Origin of the sequence: Cellulomonas bogoriensis 69B4 = DSM 16987, assembly GCF_000767165.1 — a bacterium.
GTDB lineage: Bacteria > Actinomycetota > Actinomycetes > Actinomycetales > Cellulomonadaceae > Actinotalea > Actinotalea bogoriensis.
This window is the reverse complement of record NZ_AXCZ01000056.1, coordinates 1-16,119: the sequence shown is the minus strand read 5'-3', so window position 1 is coordinate 16,119 and position 16,119 is coordinate 1. Positions and strand designations below refer to the sequence as shown.

13 protein-coding genes are annotated in these 16,119 nt (G+C 72.9%); 5 read left to right on the top strand and 8 right to left on the bottom strand.

The genetic code is table 11. The features are described from left to right. On the top strand, positions 1-575 hold a 575-nt coding region (locus N869_RS07195), incomplete at its 5' end, for a fibronectin type III domain-containing protein (RefSeq protein WP_198025992.1). Positions 576-609: 34 nt separating this feature from the next. Here N869_RS07195 and N869_RS07190 read toward each other — a convergent pair. Then, positions 610-1,056, bottom strand: coding sequence for a hypothetical protein (locus tag N869_RS07190; protein WP_035059680.1), 447 nt, complete (start codon positions 1,054-1,056; stop codon positions 610-612). A gap of 202 nt (positions 1,057-1,258) precedes the next feature. On the opposite strand from N869_RS07190, the gene N869_RS07185 reads away from it, so the two are divergent. Together N869_RS07185 and N869_RS07180 are read left to right on the top strand one after the other, a co-directional pair. Next, positions 1,259-2,425: an FIST signal transduction protein gene (locus N869_RS07185; RefSeq protein ID WP_035059678.1), complete on the top strand. Its 1,167-nt coding sequence runs from the start codon at positions 1,259-1,261 to the stop codon at positions 2,423-2,425. Positions 2,426-2,427: 2 nt separating this feature from the next. Then, positions 2,428-4,665: a putative bifunctional diguanylate cyclase/phosphodiesterase gene (locus N869_RS07180; protein ID WP_052105199.1), complete on the top strand. Its 2,238-nt coding sequence runs from the start codon at positions 2,428-2,430 to the stop codon at positions 4,663-4,665. On the opposite strand, the gene N869_RS07175 is transcribed toward N869_RS07180, so the two are convergent. From N869_RS07175 to ectA, 3 genes are read right to left on the bottom strand one after another with little or no spacing between them, the layout of a single operon-like run. After that, on the bottom strand, positions 4,652-5,041 hold the full coding sequence (locus N869_RS07175; protein ID WP_035059676.1) for an ectoine synthase: 390 nt from the start codon (positions 5,039-5,041) through the stop codon (positions 4,652-4,654). The two genes, N869_RS07180 and N869_RS07175, sit on opposite strands and share 14 nt — an antisense overlap. Positions 5,042-5,059: 18 nt before the next feature. Then, positions 5,060-6,412 carry a diaminobutyrate--2-oxoglutarate transaminase gene (ectB, locus tag N869_RS07170; RefSeq protein WP_456297585.1) on the bottom strand — a complete coding sequence of 451 codons (1,353 nt, stop codon included), beginning with the start codon at positions 6,410-6,412 and terminating at the stop codon, positions 5,060-5,062. Positions 6,413-6,416: 4 nt separating this feature from the next. After that, positions 6,417-6,965 (bottom strand): diaminobutyrate acetyltransferase, encoded by a 549-nt coding sequence (gene ectA, locus N869_RS07165; protein WP_052105198.1) that lies wholly within the window; start codon positions 6,963-6,965, stop codon positions 6,417-6,419. A 331-nt stretch (positions 6,966-7,296) separates the two neighbouring features. Between ectA and N869_RS16485 the strand changes: the two genes are divergently transcribed. After that, a complete protein-coding gene (locus N869_RS16485) occupies positions 7,297-10,701 on the top strand; it encodes an EAL domain-containing protein (protein ID WP_052105197.1) in 3,405 nt (1,134 codons plus the stop codon). A 257-nt stretch (positions 10,702-10,958) separates the two neighbouring features. On the opposite strand, the gene N869_RS07155 is transcribed toward N869_RS16485, so the two are convergent. After that, positions 10,959-11,921, bottom strand: coding sequence for a sensor histidine kinase (locus tag N869_RS07155; RefSeq protein WP_198025991.1), 963 nt, complete (start codon positions 11,919-11,921; stop codon positions 10,959-10,961). Between the two features lie 157 nt (positions 11,922-12,078). Between N869_RS07155 and N869_RS07150 the strand changes: the two genes are divergently transcribed. Beyond that, positions 12,079-13,023: a 5'-3' exonuclease gene (locus N869_RS07150; RefSeq protein ID WP_052105196.1), complete on the top strand. Its 945-nt coding sequence runs from the start codon at positions 12,079-12,081 to the stop codon at positions 13,021-13,023. Positions 13,024-13,033: 10 nt separating this feature from the next. On the opposite strand, the gene N869_RS07145 is transcribed toward N869_RS07150, so the two are convergent. The 3 genes from N869_RS07145 to N869_RS07135 all read right to left on the bottom strand — a co-directional run. Further along, positions 13,034-13,558, bottom strand: a complete 525-nt coding sequence (locus tag N869_RS07145) for a flavodoxin family protein (RefSeq protein WP_035059674.1) — start codon at positions 13,556-13,558, stop codon at positions 13,034-13,036. Between the two features lie 65 nt (positions 13,559-13,623). Then, positions 13,624-14,367, bottom strand: a complete 744-nt coding sequence (locus N869_RS07140) for a M50 family metallopeptidase (RefSeq protein ID WP_332248755.1) — start codon at positions 14,365-14,367, stop codon at positions 13,624-13,626. 47 nt (positions 14,368-14,414) lie between these two features. Then, positions 14,415-16,119 (bottom strand): putative bifunctional diguanylate cyclase/phosphodiesterase (locus N869_RS07135; protein ID WP_052105195.1); only part of this gene is annotated, 1,705 nt, incomplete at its 5' end.

Here is a 16,119-nt window from a genome sequence, read left to right as displayed (position 1 = left end):
CACCGGCCCTGCCGTCGGCCCCGCGTGAGGTCCGGGTGGACTCCCGGGCGCCGTCACAGGTCACGCTCCGGTGGAGCGCGCCGGCCACGGCCGCCTCGGCGGTCACGGGGTACCGGGTGCAGGTGGCCACCGCCTCCGGCTCGTGGCGGACGGTGGCGGAACGAGCCGGACGCCAGGCCACGGTGCGCCAGCTCAACCCCGGCACCCGGTACCGGTTCAGGGTCCAGCCACGCACCGCCTCGGGCTGGGTCGCCACCTACGGGACCACGACGGTCACCACGAGGGCACGACCCAGCGCCCCGCGCTCGCTGCGGGCGACCCAGCGCGCTGCGCGGGCGCTCACGGTCAGGTGGGACGCCCCGTCCACCTCGGCGGCCCACGTGCAGGACTACCAGGTGCAGCGCTGGCGTCCGGGCAGGGGCTGGGTCACCGTGCGGACCCCGGTGACCACCAGCAGGAGCGCCCGGGTCACCGGGCTGGCTCCCGGCACCGCCCACAAGGTCCGCGTCCGGGCCAAGTCCGGCACGGTGTGGGGCCCGTGGCGGTCGGGGACGGTGCGGACCACCCGCCGCTGAGCGGGGCACGTGGCCTCCGCCCCGGAGCGGGCCGTCAGTCGTCGTCCTCGCACACCTGGACCTGCAGGACCATGTCGTCGAGCTCGATCTCCAGGTCCAGCTCCCGGCCGTCGCCACGGAACTCGATCTCGACCTCGTCCGCCTCGGCCTCGGTGACCTCGTAGGTCCATCCCTCCAGCGGTGCCACCTCACCGACCACCAGGCGCCCGCCCTCGACGGTCACGACCGCCGACCCGGCGTCGCCCACGAGGTAACGGCCGTCGGAGGCCTCGGGCAGGTCCACGCACTGCCCCGGCTCGGGTGTGGGGACGTCGCCGAGGAGGTCCTCGCCCTGGTCGGGCTCAGGCGCACCACCCTCGGTGGGGTCCTGGACCCCGGCGTCCGGCGGGATGGTCTCGTCCGGTGTCGCCTGGCCGCAGGCCGCCAGGGACAGGGCGGCGGCGGACGCGGCCGCGAGGGTGAGGGGAGCGAGTCGACGCACGGGATCCTCCTGGGGTGTGAGTGCTCTCCTTCGAGGGGACCACGTGCCGCCCGGGTGCGCACGCCGAGCCCGCGCCGGGACCGGCCCGGTCCGGCCCGGTCCGGCCCGACAGTCAGCCCTGGGCTGACACACGTCAGGTGAGGTGTGTCACGAGTCGGACAGGAACCCTCACAAGCACCGGTCCGTGGTCGATACTGAACACATGAGCTCACCCGTTCCGCCCAGGTGGATGGGCGTGGCAGCCGCGGACGGCAGCGACTCGGCGGAGGCGGCGCGCCGCGCCGTCACCGAGGCGACCGCCGGCCGGGACGCGACCCTCGTCATGCTGTTCGTCGGGCCCGACCTGGACGTCGGTGCTGCGGCGGGCGCTGCTCGCGCGACGCTGCCCGAGCACACCCGGCTCGTCGGCTGCACGACGGCCGGCGAGCTCACCCATGAGGCCGCGGGGTCCCTGGGGCTGGTCGCGGTCGCCCTGGGCGGTGAGGGCCTGACGGTCACCACGTCGGTCGGCATGATCGCCGACGGCGCCCGTGCCGCGGGTCAGGTGGCCGCCTCGGCCCTGGACGACGTCGACGCACCCCACAGGGCGCTCCTGATGCTCGTCGACGGCACCGCGGGTGGACGCTCGGAGATGGTGCGGGGCGCGTACGGCGCCACCGGGGCGTCCGTGCCCCTGGTGGGTGGCTGTGCCGCTGACGGCTTCGTGATGCGCACGACTTACCAGATCATCGACGACAAGGTGGTCACCGGTGCGGTCGTGGGCATCGCCCTGGGGTCCCCCGCACCGATCAGCGTGGGTGTGGGTCACGGGTGGACCCGCCTGGGCGAGCCGGTGGTCGTGACCGAGAGCGACGGCCAGCGCATCCACAAGCTCAACGACCAGCCGGCCCTGGACTACTACCTGACCGCGGTGGGTGTGCCTACCGAGGGTCCCGAGCTGTTCGCCCGGCTGCAGGCCACCGGCCTGAACCACCCCCTGGGCCTGACCCGCCCCGGCGGGGAGGAGATCCGCGCCGTCCTGGCCATCGACCCCGAGGAGCGGTCGCTGGTCTGCGGTGACGTCCCGCAGGGCACCCTGGTGTCGATGATGGCCGGGGACGTCGGGACGATCCTGGACGGCACCCGGTCGGCAGCCCGCGCCGCCGTCGACGGCCTGGGCGGGGCCACCCCGATCGGGCTCCTGGCGTTCGACTGCGCCGCACGGCGGGCGGTCCTCGGCGAGGCCGCGCTCGCCGACGAGCGCGGCGCCCTGGCCGACGTCGCCCCGGGAGTCCCCGTCGGCGGCTTCTACACCGCCGGGGAGATCGCCCGCACGAAGGGCTCGCGCGGGGTCCACAACGCGACCCTCGTCCTGCTCGCGCTCGCCTGAGCATGAACCAGCACGACGGCCTCTCGCCGCACCACCTCGTCGAGTTCCTCGCCGCCATCAGCCGGTGCGAGGACTCGGAGGCGGCTGCGCGCACCGCCGCCGAGCTGGTCGCCGAGGAGTTCGACGCCGAGGTCGGGGCCGTGGTCATCGGCGGGGAGCTCGTCTCCGCCGTGGGCTTCGGCCGGCAGGACCCGCCCCGCCGGACGCTGCTCGCCGTGGAGCCGGGAACCGGGGTCGTGGACGTCGACGACGTCGGCACCTGCCAGACGGTCGCCGCGGTGTGGAAGGCCGGCACGGTGGGCCGGCTGGTCGTGGCCCGCACCGGGCTGGAGTTCACCGTGGAGGACCGGAACCTGCTGCTGGGCATGGCCAGCGGGTTCGGTCTGTCGCTCGACATGATCACCGTGCTCGAGCGGCAGCGTGACCAGCAACGGGTTCTCGAGGTGCTGCTGGACATCCAGCGCGCCATCTCGCACCGGGCCCCCCTCAGCGTGATCCTCTCGGCCGTCACCGACGGCGCCGGCACCGTCCTTCACGGGTGCCCGGTCTCGCTGGTGCTGGACGACGCGCGCGACCCGGAGCGGCCCATCATCGCCGGGGCCGACCTGAGAGGTGTGGCCGCCACGGTGTCGGTGCCGGTGCACATCCACGGCGTCCCGGCCGGTGCCCTGATCGCCGCGCCCCGGGCAGGTGCACCCCTGAGCGGTGCAGAACGCTCGCTGCTGCAGTCGTTCGCCGAGCACGCCAGCCTCGCGCTGGCCGACGCGCGCACCCTGGAGAAGATGGAAGGGGCGTTCCGGGACCCGTTGACAGGCCTGCCCAACCGGCAGCTGTTCCTGGACCGCCTGGGCCAGGCACTGACCCAGGCCGACGACCGGCGCCTGGGCCCGTGCGTGCTGTTCATCGACCTGGACCGCTTCAAGGCGGTCAACGACACGCTGGGCCACTCCGCCGGCGACGTGCTCCTCAAGGCGGTCACCGGCCGGGTGACGGGGTGCATCGGCACGGAGGCCACCGCGGCCCGGTTCGGTGGGGACGAGTTCGCGGTCCTCATGCCCCAGCTGACGTCGGTGGGCCAGGCGACCACGGTCGCCGAGGAGATCATCGCGGCCCTGCACCGTCCGTTCTCGATCCGGGGCGAGATCATCCACATCGGCGCGACCGTCGGCATCGCGCACTCGGGCACACGTGCCAAGACCACGACCGCCGACGAGCTGCTCGCCAACGCCGACGTCGCCATGTACCGCGCGAAGGCGTCCGGTGGTGGCACGGCGATGACGTACAACCCGCAGATGCGCGCTGCGCTCCTGGACCGGCTCGAGCTGCAGGCCCACCTGCAGAGCGCCCTGGCACGCGGAGAGCTGTCCCTGCACTACCAGCCGATCGTGGACCTGCCGGCGGACCGGACGATCGGTGTGGAGGCGCTGCTGAGGTGGAACCACCCGCGGCGTGGGCCGGTCCCGCCCTCGGACTTCATCCCGTTGGCCGAGGTCACGGGCACGATCGTGCCGATCGGCCGGTGGGTGCTGGACGAGGCGTGCCGGCAGGTGTCGCGGTGGCGGCGTCGCCACCCGGACCTGACCATGAACGTCAACGTCTCGGTGCGGCAGCTGCAGGACCGGGACTTCGTGGCCGACGTGCACGCGGCCCTGACCCGGGAGCGGTTGCCGGGGGAGGCGCTGATCCTGGAGATCACCGAGAGCGTCCTGCTGGAGGAGGCCGAGCGGACCCGCACGATCCTGGGGGCGTTGAAGCGGCTGGGCATCACCGTGGCCCTCGACGACTTCGGGACGGGCTACTCCTCGCTCGGGTACCTGCAACGTTTCCCGGTGGACATCCTCAAGATCGACCGGTCGTTCGTCTCCGGGGCTGCGAGCGAGAGTGGTGACGACCAGCTGGTGCGCACCGTCATCGAGCTCGGCAAGGCCTACGACCTGGACGTCGTGGCCGAGGGGATCGAGAACGACGCCCAGCGGACCCGCCTGGTGGACCTGGGGTGCCGGCACGGGCAGGGGTACCTGTTCTCCCGGCCGGTGGACGCCGCCGGGATGGACGCGCTCCTCGCCGCGGGGCAGGCGCGCGTGCCCACCGCGCACGGGCCGGCCGACGTCCCTGTCTTCGCCGACGACGCCCCGGCCGGTGACGGCGGGCCCGACGGCGACCCGGACGACGACGTGGGGTCCGACACCGCGTCGGCGTCGGACCCCACGGTCGTGCAGGAGCGCGTCAGTCCTCGGTGATCAGCGGGTAGACGCCGTTCTCGTCGTGGACCTCACGGCCGGTCACGGGCGGGTTGAACACGCACAGGGTGCGGATCTCGGTGCGGGGACGGACCTCGTGCTTGTCGTGGTCGTTCAGCAGGTAGATCGACCCGGGGCGCAGCTCGTGGGTCTCGCCGGTGCCGAGGTCGGTGATCTCTCCCTCGCCGGAGATGATGAACACGGCCTCGACGTGGTTGGCGTACCAGAACTGGTTCACCGTCCCGGCGTAGAGGGTGGTCTCGTGCACGGAGAACCCGGCGCCGTCCTTGGCCAGGACGATGCGCTTGGAGCGCCAGTTCTCCTGCTTGATGTCGGCCTCGGTGTCGGTGATCTCGTCGAGGTTGCGGACGATCATGGTGGTGGTGTCTCCCTGTCAGCTGGGGTCGAGGACGGCGGCCACGGAGGCCTCGATGATGGCGAGGCCGCGCTCGAGCTCCTCACCGGTGGTGGTCAGCGCGGGGAGGATCTTCATGACCTCGTCGTCCGGTCCGGACGTCTCCATGAGCAGCCCGCGCGAGAACGCCTCCTTGCAGACCCGCGAGGCCTGCTCGGCCTCGGTGAACTGCAGGCCACGGGCCAGGCCCCGGCCCTTGGCGGTGAGGCCGGCCTCCGGGTACTTGGCGACCATGGCGTTGAAGCGGCCCTCGACGAACATCCCCTTGCGCAGGGTGGCCTTCTCCAGCTCGTCGTCGGCCCAGTACCGGCGGATCGCCTCGGTGGCCGTGACGAACGCGGGGCTGATGCCGCGGAAGGTGCCGTTGTGCTCACCGGGCTCCCAGATGTCCAGCTCGGGACGGACCAGGGTGAGCGCCATGGGCAGGCCGTAGCCGCTGATCGACTTCGACAGGCAGATGATGTCCGGGGTGATCCCGGCCTCCTCGAAGCTGAAGAACCCGCCGGTGCGGCCGCAGCCCATCTGGATGTCGTCCAGGATCAGCAGGATGCCGTGGTCCTTGCAGAGCTTGGACAGCCCGCGCAGCCAGTCGGCCCGGGCGGCGTTGATGCCGCCCTCGCCCTGCACGGACTCCACGATCACCGCGGCGGGCTCGTTGAGGCCGGACCCCATGTCGGTCAGCAGACGCTCGAAGTACAGGAAGTCGGGGTACTCGCCGGCGAAGTAGTCGTCGTACGGCATGGGGGTGGCGTGCACGAGGGGCACACCCGCGCCCCCGCGCTTCATCGAGTTGCCGGTGACCGAGAGCGCCCCCAGCGTCATGCCGTGGAACGCGTTGGTGAAGTTGACCACCGACTCCCGACCGGTGACCTTGCGGGCGAGCTTGAGCGCGGCCTCGACCGCGTTGGCGCCCCCGGGGCCGGGGAAGATGACCTTGTAGTCCAGATCACGCGGCTCGAGGATGTGCGACCGGAACGTCTCCAGGAACTCCCGGCGTGCGGTGGTGAACATGTCGAGGGAGTGCACGACGCGGTCGTCGCTCAGGTAGTCGATGAGCGCGGCCTTCAGGTACGGGTTGTTGTGGCCGTAGTTCAGGGCACCGGCACCTGAGAAGAAGTCGAGGTAGGCGTTGCCTTCCTCGTCGAAGAGCTCGCTGCCGCGCGCACGGTCGAACACGACCGGCCACGACCGGGAGTAGCTGCGGACCTGGGACTCCATCTGCGTGAAGATGGTCATGTCGGGTACCTCGTTCTTCTCGGTTCGGGTACTGCGCGGGAGGTCGTGGTCGCCTTCGGGCGAGGGGGTGCCGGCCTGCGGCTCGGAGGTGGTCATGGCCTCAGCCGGCCTGCTCCGGCGCGAAGGGCCCGATGCGGTGCAGGGGCTCGGCGTCGTGCCCGTCGGGGAAGTGCGCGGCGGTCATCAGCGGCACCTCTTCCAGTCCGGTGCCCCAGCGGCGGGCGAACGCCGCGAACAGTGCGCGCGAGGCGGTGTTGTCGTCGGTGATGGTGGTCTCGACGAACCGCACGGGCGGCAGGCCGGAGGCCGGGTCGACGTCGTGCACCAGGGAGTCCAGGAGCCTGCTCGAGACACCCCGGCCGCGGTGGGCCTGGTCGACGGCCACCTGCCAGACGAACAGGTGGTCGGGGCGGGTCGGGCGGCGGTAGCCGAGGACGAACCCGGCGGGCTCACCGCCGACGGTCGCGATCCTGCAGGTCTCGGCGAAGTCGTGGCAGAACAGCAGGTAGGAGTACGAGGAGTTCAGGTCCAGCGTCCGGGAGTCGCGTGCGACTCGCCACATCACGGCCCCGTCTGACATCGTGGGCCGGGAGATCACGGTCTCGGAATCGGTGTCGTCGGTGTCGGTCGTCGTCGTCTCTGGGCGCATACGGCAGTCCACGGTAGACGGGCCTGTGGTGGGACGGAACCCGCTCGTGAGCGGATTCACCCGCGCCGGTCCGATTGGGTGGACGGCTCCGCCGCAGGTCACAGTGTGTCTGGGGTGCGCGCCGCGCGTCGTTGCCGACCCCTCCAGTTTCGTCCACCATGTGAGATTTTCTGGGCTCCGCTGCGGCGTGCGCCGGCGAACGGGCACCCTGTGCGTTCAGGTGGAAACCTCAACAAGGGGGCGAGGTCGCCGATCGGACCGGTGACGCCCCGCTGCCGTGCGCCCGCCCAGGACGTGTCGGGAAGCGTGTGGCACGGACGATGGAGGACCGGTGGCTGGAGCCGATCAGGAGCGCGCGACCATCCTCGTCCTGACGCTGCACACGGGCGGGCACTACTACGGCGAGATGATCCTCGGACTCGTCCGCGAGGTGGCCGCCGCCGGCCACCACGCCGTGGTCGCCGAGACCCGCGACCCCGGGGCCCGCCACGGTGACCACGGCTCCCGCGGCCCCAGGTACGAGCTCCCGCTCGGGTGGAACCAGGTCGACGGTGTGGTGTGCATCGCGAACTCCGCCACCCCGGAGCTGCTCACGGAGATCCGCTCCCGGGACATTCCCGTGGTGCTCGCGAGCAAGGTGTCCGACGGGTTCGAGTGCCCGGTGGCGCTGCCAGACAACCGGTCGGCGGTCGCCGCGGCCGTGCAGCACCTGGTGGACCACGGGCACACCAGGATCGGGTTCGTCGGCGGTCTGGACCACCACGACTTCCGTGAGCGCCGGATCGCCTACCGCGAGGCGCTGTCGTCCCACGGGCTGGAGGTCGGTGACCACCTGGTCGTCACCGCCGACGACTACACCGTCGGGGCGGGGCGCCTGGCGGCCGAGCGGTTCCTCTCGCTGCCGTCCCGGCCCACAGCTGTCATCACGGCGACCGACAGCAACGCCCTGGGCCTGATCGAGGCCGTGACGGACGCGGGTCTGCGTGTGCCGGAGGACCTGGCGGTGTTCGGGTTCGACAACATCGAGGAGGGCGTGTTCGCCGTCCCGAGCCTGTCGAGCGTGGGGCAGCGGTTCCACGAGGTCGGCGCCCTCGCAGCCCGGTTGATCATGGACATCCTCCGCGGCGAGGAGGTGCCCGCCGGCCCCTACACGCCGCCCGCCATGGTGATGGCCGCCCGCGCCTCGTGCGGGTGCCGGACGGACCTCGTGGCGCAGCGGCAGTCGCCCGCGCATCGGGTCTCGGCCCCCGTGGACGTCTTGCGCGAGGAGCTGCGCCAGAGCGTCTGGTCCCAGCTCCAGGTGGACGGCGCGTCTGCGGTCGGTGCGGCTGTCGCCGACGTGGCGGACCGGGCCGAGCGCCTCTCGGTGCTGGCGGTCGAGCCCGAGGAGGCCGACGTGCTCGGGCTCGCCAGGGACCTGCACCGCCTGGTGCCCGACCTCGAGGTCCTGCAGGGGATCGCGGCTGACCTGAACGAGTACCTCCAGCGCGTCGTCGACGAGACCGAGGGCCCGGCGGCCGGGTTCGGGCGGGTGACGGCCACGTTGTGGGAGCTGCAGGCGCGCGGGTTCCGGCACGGCGCCAGGCGTCAGGACGCGTCCGCGATCGAGCTCGAGAGCGTCTCGGGCGACCTGCAGCGCGTCCGCGCCGACGACGCCCGGGCCCTGACCTGGTTGACCGGGACCCAGGTGCGCGCGGGCGTGCTGGTGCTGTGGGACGGTCCCGACGGTGTCCGTGACGGTCGGCTCCGGGTGGTCGGGGTTCACGACCCGCAGGGAATCGCGCGGCTGGCCGTGGGCGACGTGGTGGACGTGCGGGACTTCCCGGGGGCCGGGATGGCGGCGGCGGCCGACGGCGCGGTCGGCGAGATGTGCGTGGTCGTCCCGGTCGCGAGCGCCGACAACCCGTGGGGCCTGCTGGCCGTGCTGGGTGTGGTGGATCCGACGTCCACCCGGGAGACGTACCACCTGTGGGCCGAGCTGGTGTGCTGGAAGCTGGAGAGCGAGAAGCTCGAGGAGGCGGTGCGTGCCTCTGAGGCGCGCTACGCGTCGGCCGCCCGGGCCTCCAACGACGGCCTGTGGGAGCTGGACCTGCACTCGGACGGCATGTACCTGTCCGAGCGCTGCCGGGACCTGGTGGGCCTGCCCCGCACGGGGCAGGTGACGGTGGCGCAGTGGGAGGCCCGGATCCACCCGGACGACCTGGTGCGCGTGCGGCACGAGCTGGCCCGCTCGGCCAGCGAGCCCGAGACCCCCGTCGAGGTCGAGTACCGCCTGCGTGAGGACGGTCCCGGCGCCCGCTGGTTGCTCTGCCGTGCCCTGGGAATCTGCGAGGACGGGCAGGTGCAGCGCCTGGTCGGGTCGGTGTTCGACCTGACGACCCGCAAGGAGCTCGAGGAGCAGCTCCGCCAGGGCGCGCTGTACGACGCGGTGTCCGGTCTTCCCAACCGGCGTCTGTTTCTTGACCGGTTGAGTGCCGCGATCGCCCAGAACCGGCGTCGGCCCACCGCACGGTACGCGGTCGTGTTCCTGGACCTGGACGGCTTCAAGCTCATCAACGACTCCCTCGGGCACCTGATGGGGGACGAGCTGCTGCGGGTCATCGCGGACCGCCTGCGGGGTGAGGTGCGGGGTGTGGACACCGCGGCCCGCTTCGGTGGTGACGAGTTCGCGGTCCTGCTGAGCGACCCGGTGCCGGAGGAGGTGATCGTCGTCGCCCGGCGCATCCAGGACCGGATCGCCCAGCCGGTGCTGCTCGGCGACCAGGAGGTCTCGGTGACCGCGAGCGTGGGGATCGCGGTGTCCGAGAGCGGCTACACCGACGCCGAGGACGTCCTGCGGGACGCCGACACCGCCATGTACCAGTCCAAGGAGACCCGCCGCGGCGGTGCGACGTTCTTCCATCCGGGTATGCACCAGAAGGCCACCGACAGGCTCCGTGCCCGTGCCGAGCTGCGCGCGGCGCTGGACAACGGGGAGTTCGTGGCCCACTACCAGCCGATCGTGCCGCTGGACGGCACCGAGGTCAGGGCCTTCGAGGCGCTGGTGCGCTGGCAGCACCCCGACAGGGGGTTGCTGCCGCCGGCGGAGTTCCTGCCGGCGATGGAGGACAACTCCACGATCGTGGCCCTGGGCCGGTGGCTGGTGGACGAGGTGTGTCGTCAGATCGCCCGGTGGCGGGCCGTGCACGCCGGCACGGTGTCGGTCTCGGTGAACGTCTCGAACCTGGAGTTCTGGTCCGAGGACCTGCTCGAGACGGTCGTGGGCGCGTTGCGTCGCCACGACGTCCCGGCGCGGTGCCTGGTCCTGGAGATCACCGAGGGCGTGATCATGACCGACCAGGCGAAGGCGTGCCGGATCATGCAGAGCCTGCGGGCCGAGGGGATCCGCCTGCACGTGGACGACTTCGGCACGGGCCAGTCGTCGTTGCACGCGCTGCGCACGTTCCCGGTGGACGTGCTCAAGATCGACGGGTCGTTCGTCCGGGAGCTCGGCACCGCCCGGACGACCGCGCTGGTGCAGGCCATCGTGTCGATGGCTGGTGCACTGGGTCTGGACGTGATCGCCGAGTGCGTCGAGACCCCGGAGCAGGCCGAGCACCTGCGGAGCATGGGTTGCGGCAACGCCCAGGGCTGGCTCTACGCCAAGGCCATGCCCGGTGAGGAGGCGGGCCACGTCCTGGGTCTTCCCGGTGACCAGGTCACCGTGTGCCAGACGGCGGGGCGGGCGCCCTGCTGAAGGGCGCCCGCCCCGCCGCTGGTGCCGCTCAGATGCGTACCCGCTTGGGGTTGCTCACCGAGACGTAGATGTTCGTCTCGCGGTCGTCGGCCAGCCTCTGGTCGTCCACGTCGGTCATCACCGCCACCCCCTTCGGTTCCTCTCGACAACGTGCACACCATCGTGCGGGACGATCGTGTCACGTGCACCACGTGCGCGTGACATCTGCGTGACGCCTCGGTCGGTGGCGGCCGGTCGTTCCGGGACGCACCCGGGCATCACACCCAGGTGCGGATCCGGACCACCGTCCCGCCGGAGCCGGTCCGCACCTGGACCAGGTCGCACAGCTGGTGCACGAGCCACAGCCCGCGGCCCCGGCGCTGGTCGGTGGCGGGCGCGGTCCGTCCGGCCATGAGGTCGGTCAGGTGCCCGCCGTCGCGCACCTCGACCACCAGGGCGCCGTCCTCGGGCCACACGTGCACGGTGCCTCCCCCGTCCCCGTGGTCCAGGCTGTTGGCGGCGAGCTCGTTGACGGCGAGCACGAGGTCGTCGCCGCGTGCCGGGTCCAGGCCGGCGGCGACGGCGTGCCGGTGGATCAGGCGTCGCACCGGGCCCAGGCCCTCGGCGCCGAAGGCGAGGTCCTCGGCGGGGCGAGGGGGCGGGGGCAGCGCGCGGCCGCTGAGCGTCCAGGGGTGGCCGGGGCCGGCGTAGGCGGGGCTCGGGACGACCGGCTCGGTGCCGTGCATGACGGCCGGGTGCGACCGGCACGCCTCGGCGAGGGCGGCGCCGTCCAGCCCGGTCGCGTCGTAGGTGCACAGCAGCGACAGGGGGACGTGGCGGTCGATGGCGACGTTCATCAGCGCCTCGTGGACCTGGGCCTCGGCGAGCTCGGAGTGGTGGCTCCCGGGGTGGACGGGTTCGCCGAGACCGCGCAGGGCGCGGTCACCGTCGCCGTTGCGGGCGATGAAGTCCAGCCAGGCGGGCATGATCCGGGCGGGGTTGCGGCCCAGGGCTCCGAGGTCCAGGTGCTCCACCCAGCGGGCCTGGGTGCCGAGCGCGGCGCCCAGCGGTGCCCACAGCCGGTCGGTGACGGCGACCATCACGGGTTCGCCGGCGTCGAGCCCCGCCTCGACGAACGCTACGGACCGCGTGAGCAGGTCGTCCAGGTCGCGCCAGAACAGCGCGTGGTGCCGGTAGGGCGTGGGGCAGGTGGTCACGGCGATCGACGTGGGGGCGCTCACCCGTGCTCCTTCCGCCGGTCCTCGGCACGACGCTGCCGGTCGTACCTGTGCACCCGGACATCCGACGGGGCAACCGTAACGGTTCGGACAGTTCGGGGCCTTCGGGGCGCCGGGTGAAACCTCGCCGCCGCCGCGGGGGACTCCGTAGGCTCCCGGCATGGCACCCGAGGCTCCGCCGGTCCGTCCCGCGCGTCCACTCGTCCTGGTCGACGCCGCGTCGCTGTACTTCAGGGCCTTCTTCGGGGTTCCCGAGAACGTCCGGTCACCGCGGGGTGAGCCGGTGAACGCGGTGCGCGGGCTCCTGGACATGCTCGCGACCCTCCTGCGCGACCGTCGCCCCGCCGGTCTGGTCGCCTGCTGGGACGAGGACTGGCGCCCGGAGTTCCGGGTGCGTGCGATTCCCACCTACAAGGCGCACCGGCTCGCCGAGGACGGTGGCGAGGAGGTCCCACCCGCGCTGGCGGCCCAGGTCCCCCTGATCGTGGAGGTGCTCGAGGCGCTGGGCGTCGCCCGTGCCGGTGCGCCGGGGCACGAGGCGGACGACGTGATCGGGACCCTGGTCGCACGGGAGCGTACCGGGAGGGGGCGCCCGGTCGAGGTCGTCACGGGGGACCGTGACCTGTTCCAGCTCGTCGACGACGCGGCAGGCGTGCGCGTGCTGTACACGGTCCGGGGGATCCGTCACCTGGACGTCGTGGACCAGGCCTGGTTGGAGGGCCACCACGGCGTGGGCTCGGGCGATGCCTACGCCGACATGGCCGTGCTGCGCGGGGACCCGAGCGACGGCCTGCCGGGGGTACGGGGCGTGGGGGAGAAGACCGCGGTGTCCCTGCTGCGCAGGTACGGCTCCCTGGCGGCGGTCCGTCAGGCCGCGTCCGACGGGGACGCCGCTCTCACCACCGCCCGACGGCGGCGCCTGCTGGAGGCGGCCGACTACCTGGACGTGGCCCCCGGCGTGGTCAGGGTCGTGCTCGACGCGCCGGTCACCGCCCACGACGACGCCGTACCCGAGGCTCCGGCGGACCCCGGGGCCGTGCGTGCGCTCGCCGAGCGCTGGGGGCTCACCTCGTCCCTGACTCGCGTGGTCCAGGCACTCGGCTGAGGGGGAGGCCTCAGGCGCCACCCACCGTGCCGGCGAGCCGGGTGCCCCACTGTCGGGCCTCGTCCAGCTCCCCGTCCCGCAGCCCTTCCGTGGTACCCAGGACCCAGAAGTCACGGGACGGGCACGCCTGGACCGCCCCCTTCGCCTTGAGCGCCTTGGCCGAGGCGCGGGCCGCCGAACCGGGCAGCCACCGCTTGTCGACCTTGGTCGCGAACGTCGCGACCGGTGTCTGCGGCAGGGCCTCGAGCGACTCGATCCACTCCCGGATTCCGGTGGAGGAGGGGTGCTGGTCGTCCTGTGCCTGCTGGCTGGCCTCGGCCCGGGTCTGCTCGCGACTCATCCCGAACGCGTGCGTCGGACCGCCGACGACCAGCAGGTCCACGTCCGCGGGCAGAGGTGCGCCCGGGACGGCGCAGTCCGTGCCCACCTCGACCAGCATCGTCTCCACGGACTCCGCGAGGCCGCGGGCCACGGCCTCTGCGACCAGCCGGGTCGACCCGAACATGGACTCGTAGACCACCAGCGCCCGTGACATGAGCCCCACTGTCCGCCCGTGAGCGGGGCCGGGCCAGGGCCCAACGTCCTGGGGTCCTGGCCCGATCAGACCCCGCGGGGGAGGAGGTCGCCCTCAAGGACCTCGGGCAGGAGCCACGCCGTACCCAGCGCCAGGCACCCGAGTGCCACGACCGCGAAGCCCCCGAGCCACACGAGGGCCGGCACCCCGGTGACCCGGGCGAGCTGGTCGGCGTCGGACTGCCCCGAGCGGTCCCGGCGTCGGGACCTGGCCAGCTCCATGACGGTGCGGGGCGCCGCCAGCAGCAGGAACCAGGTGACGGTGAACGCCACCGCCGACTGGGCCTCTGGCGGGGCCCACCACGAGACCCCGAACGTCGCGACCCCGCACACCAGCACCACCCACAGCCCGAACAGGTTGCGGATCTGCAGCAGCAGGAGCCCTAGCAGCAGCAGCACCAGCCAGAGCAGGCCCACGGCGCGCCCGTGCGCCAGCAGCGCGGCCGCCCCGAGCCCCACGAGCGCCGGCGCCGGGTACCCGGCCAGCAGGGTCACGACCATCCCCGGGCCCCGCGGGCGACCGCGCGAGAGCGTCAGCCCGGAGGTGTCCGAGTGCAGTCGGATCCCTGTCAGGCGCCGTCCGCTGAGGACGGCCGCGACGCCGTGCCCGCCCTCGTGGGCGACCGTGGCCACGTGCCTGGTCAAGGGCCACAGGACGGGCGCGGTGACCAGCACGAGCGCTCCCAGGGCGGTCCCGGCCACCACGAGGGTGCTCGGCAGCGGTTGGGCGGTGGTCGCCCGTTCCCAGATCTCGCTCAGCACCTCCAGCACGGCACCATCCTCTCAGCGTCCGCCGGGTGCGCCCCGGGGCGGCGGCCTCAGGCGACGACGGCGTCCTGGGGCCGGACGATGTCGGCGGCGCTCAGGGCGGGCGAGTACCAGAACCCCTGCGCCTCGTCGACGCCCAGGGCCGAGAGCCGCCGGGCGGTCTCCTCGTGCTCGACGCCCTCGGCCACGACGCGCATGCCGAACGAGTGGCCCAGGTCGACCATCGCCTTGACCACGCTCGCGGCATTCGTCGGGTCCGGGCCGGCGGCCAGGTCCTCGACGAACACGGAGTCGATCTTCAGCGCTCCCACCGGGAGCTCCCGCAGCTGGGAGATCGAGGTGGAGCCCACACCGAAGTCGTCGATCGTGACCTGGATCCCCGCTCCGGCCAGGTCCCGCAGCACCGGGAGCACCCGGGAGCGCTCCACCAGCGCCGACTCGGTGATCTCGATCTCCAGGAGCTCGGCCGGCACGCCGTGGTCGGCCAGCAACGACAGCAGGCCGGGGACCAGGTCCCGGGAGGTGATGCACCGGGCCGAGAGGTTGACGCCCACCGGGACCGCGGCGTGCACCCCCCACCGGGCGATCTGCCGCACGACGGTGGTCAGCGCCAGGTCCGTGAGGTCGTCGATCAGCCCGGACCTCTCCGCCAGGGGGATGAACACCTGGGGGTCGACCCGACCGCGCCGGGGGTGGTCCCACCGCATCAGGGCCTCCAGGCCGACGGTGCGGCCCGAGACCAGGTCGATCTTCGGCTGGTAGTGCATCACCAGCTCGCCCGGGACGCTGAGCGCCCGGTGCAGCTCGCTGACGAGCACCAGCCTGGTCGGGCTCGTGCCGTCGTCCTCCGCGGAGTACACCGCCACCCCCAGCCGCTGGTGCTTGGCGGTGTACATCGCGACGTCGGCCTTGCGCATCAGCTCGCGGGCGTCCACCGCGTGGTCGGGCAGCACCGCGACCCCGATGGAGGTGTCCACGTGCAGGTGCATGCCGCCGAGGTCGAACGGGGTGCCGAACACCGCGCGGGCGCGGCGGGCCAGCTGCTCGGCGTCCTGCACCGAGCCGGCGCCGGGCAGCAGGACGGCGAACTCGTCGCCACCCAGGCGGGCCACCAGGTCCCGCCCACGGAACACGTCCATGAGTCGTCCGGAGACCTGGACCAGCAGCTCGTCACCCTGGTCGTGACCCAGGGTGTCGTTGATCTCCTTGAAACGGTCCAGGTCCAGCAGCAGGAGCCCCACACCCCCGCCGGGCCGGCGCGAGGCCACCGCCCGGTCCAGGCGGTCCAGGAGCATCCGGCGGTTGGGCAGGCCGGTCAGGGAGTCCAGGTGGGCGAGCCTGTGGTTCTCCAGCACGCTGCGCTGCAGCGACCGCGAGGTGGCCCGCGCGGTGCGGAACAGCACCAGCCAGAACCCGAGCAGCCCGGCCGTCACCGCCATCCCCAGGAGCCGGACGGCCTCGCGCATCGCGGCCGCCGCCTCGGTCCGGTCCTGGACGACCTCGGCGGTGCCCACGACCTGCCCGTCCTGGTCGCGCACCGGTACCAGCACGTGCACGACCTCCTCGACGCCGGGGCTCCCGGCCAGCGGCGCGTCCAGGGTGCGCAGGCGGGCGGTGGGCTCACCGCCCCGGGCCCGCTCCAGGCGTGCCTCCGACGGGTCCCGCGGCAGAGCCACGTCCCACGACGTGCCCGCCGGGTGCAGGACGACCTGGTCCTGCAGGTCACGGACCCGGATCGCCAGCACCCGCTCGTCG

Coding starts and splice junctions, on each gene's coding strand:
- N869_RS07175 (WP_035059676.1), bottom strand. CDS start 5,041: ATGATCGTCCGCAACCTCGACGAGATCACCGACACCGAGGCCGACATC.
- N869_RS07180 (WP_052105199.1), top strand. CDS start 2,428: ATGAACCAGCACGACGGCCTCTCGCCGCACCACCTCGTCGAGTTCCTC.
- ectB (WP_456297585.1), bottom strand. CDS start 6,412: ATGACCACCTCCGAGCCGCAGGCCGGCACCCCCTCGCCCGAAGGCGAC.
- N869_RS07150 (WP_052105196.1), top strand. CDS start 12,079: ATGGCACCCGAGGCTCCGCCGGTCCGTCCCGCGCGTCCACTCGTCCTG.
- N869_RS07185 (WP_035059678.1), top strand. CDS start 1,259: ATGAGCTCACCCGTTCCGCCCAGGTGGATGGGCGTGGCAGCCGCGGAC.
- N869_RS07145 (WP_035059674.1), bottom strand. CDS start 13,558: ATGTCACGGGCGCTGGTGGTCTACGAGTCCATGTTCGGGTCGACCCGG.
- ectA (WP_052105198.1), bottom strand. CDS start 6,965: ATGCGCCCAGAGACGACGACGACCGACACCGACGACACCGATTCCGAG.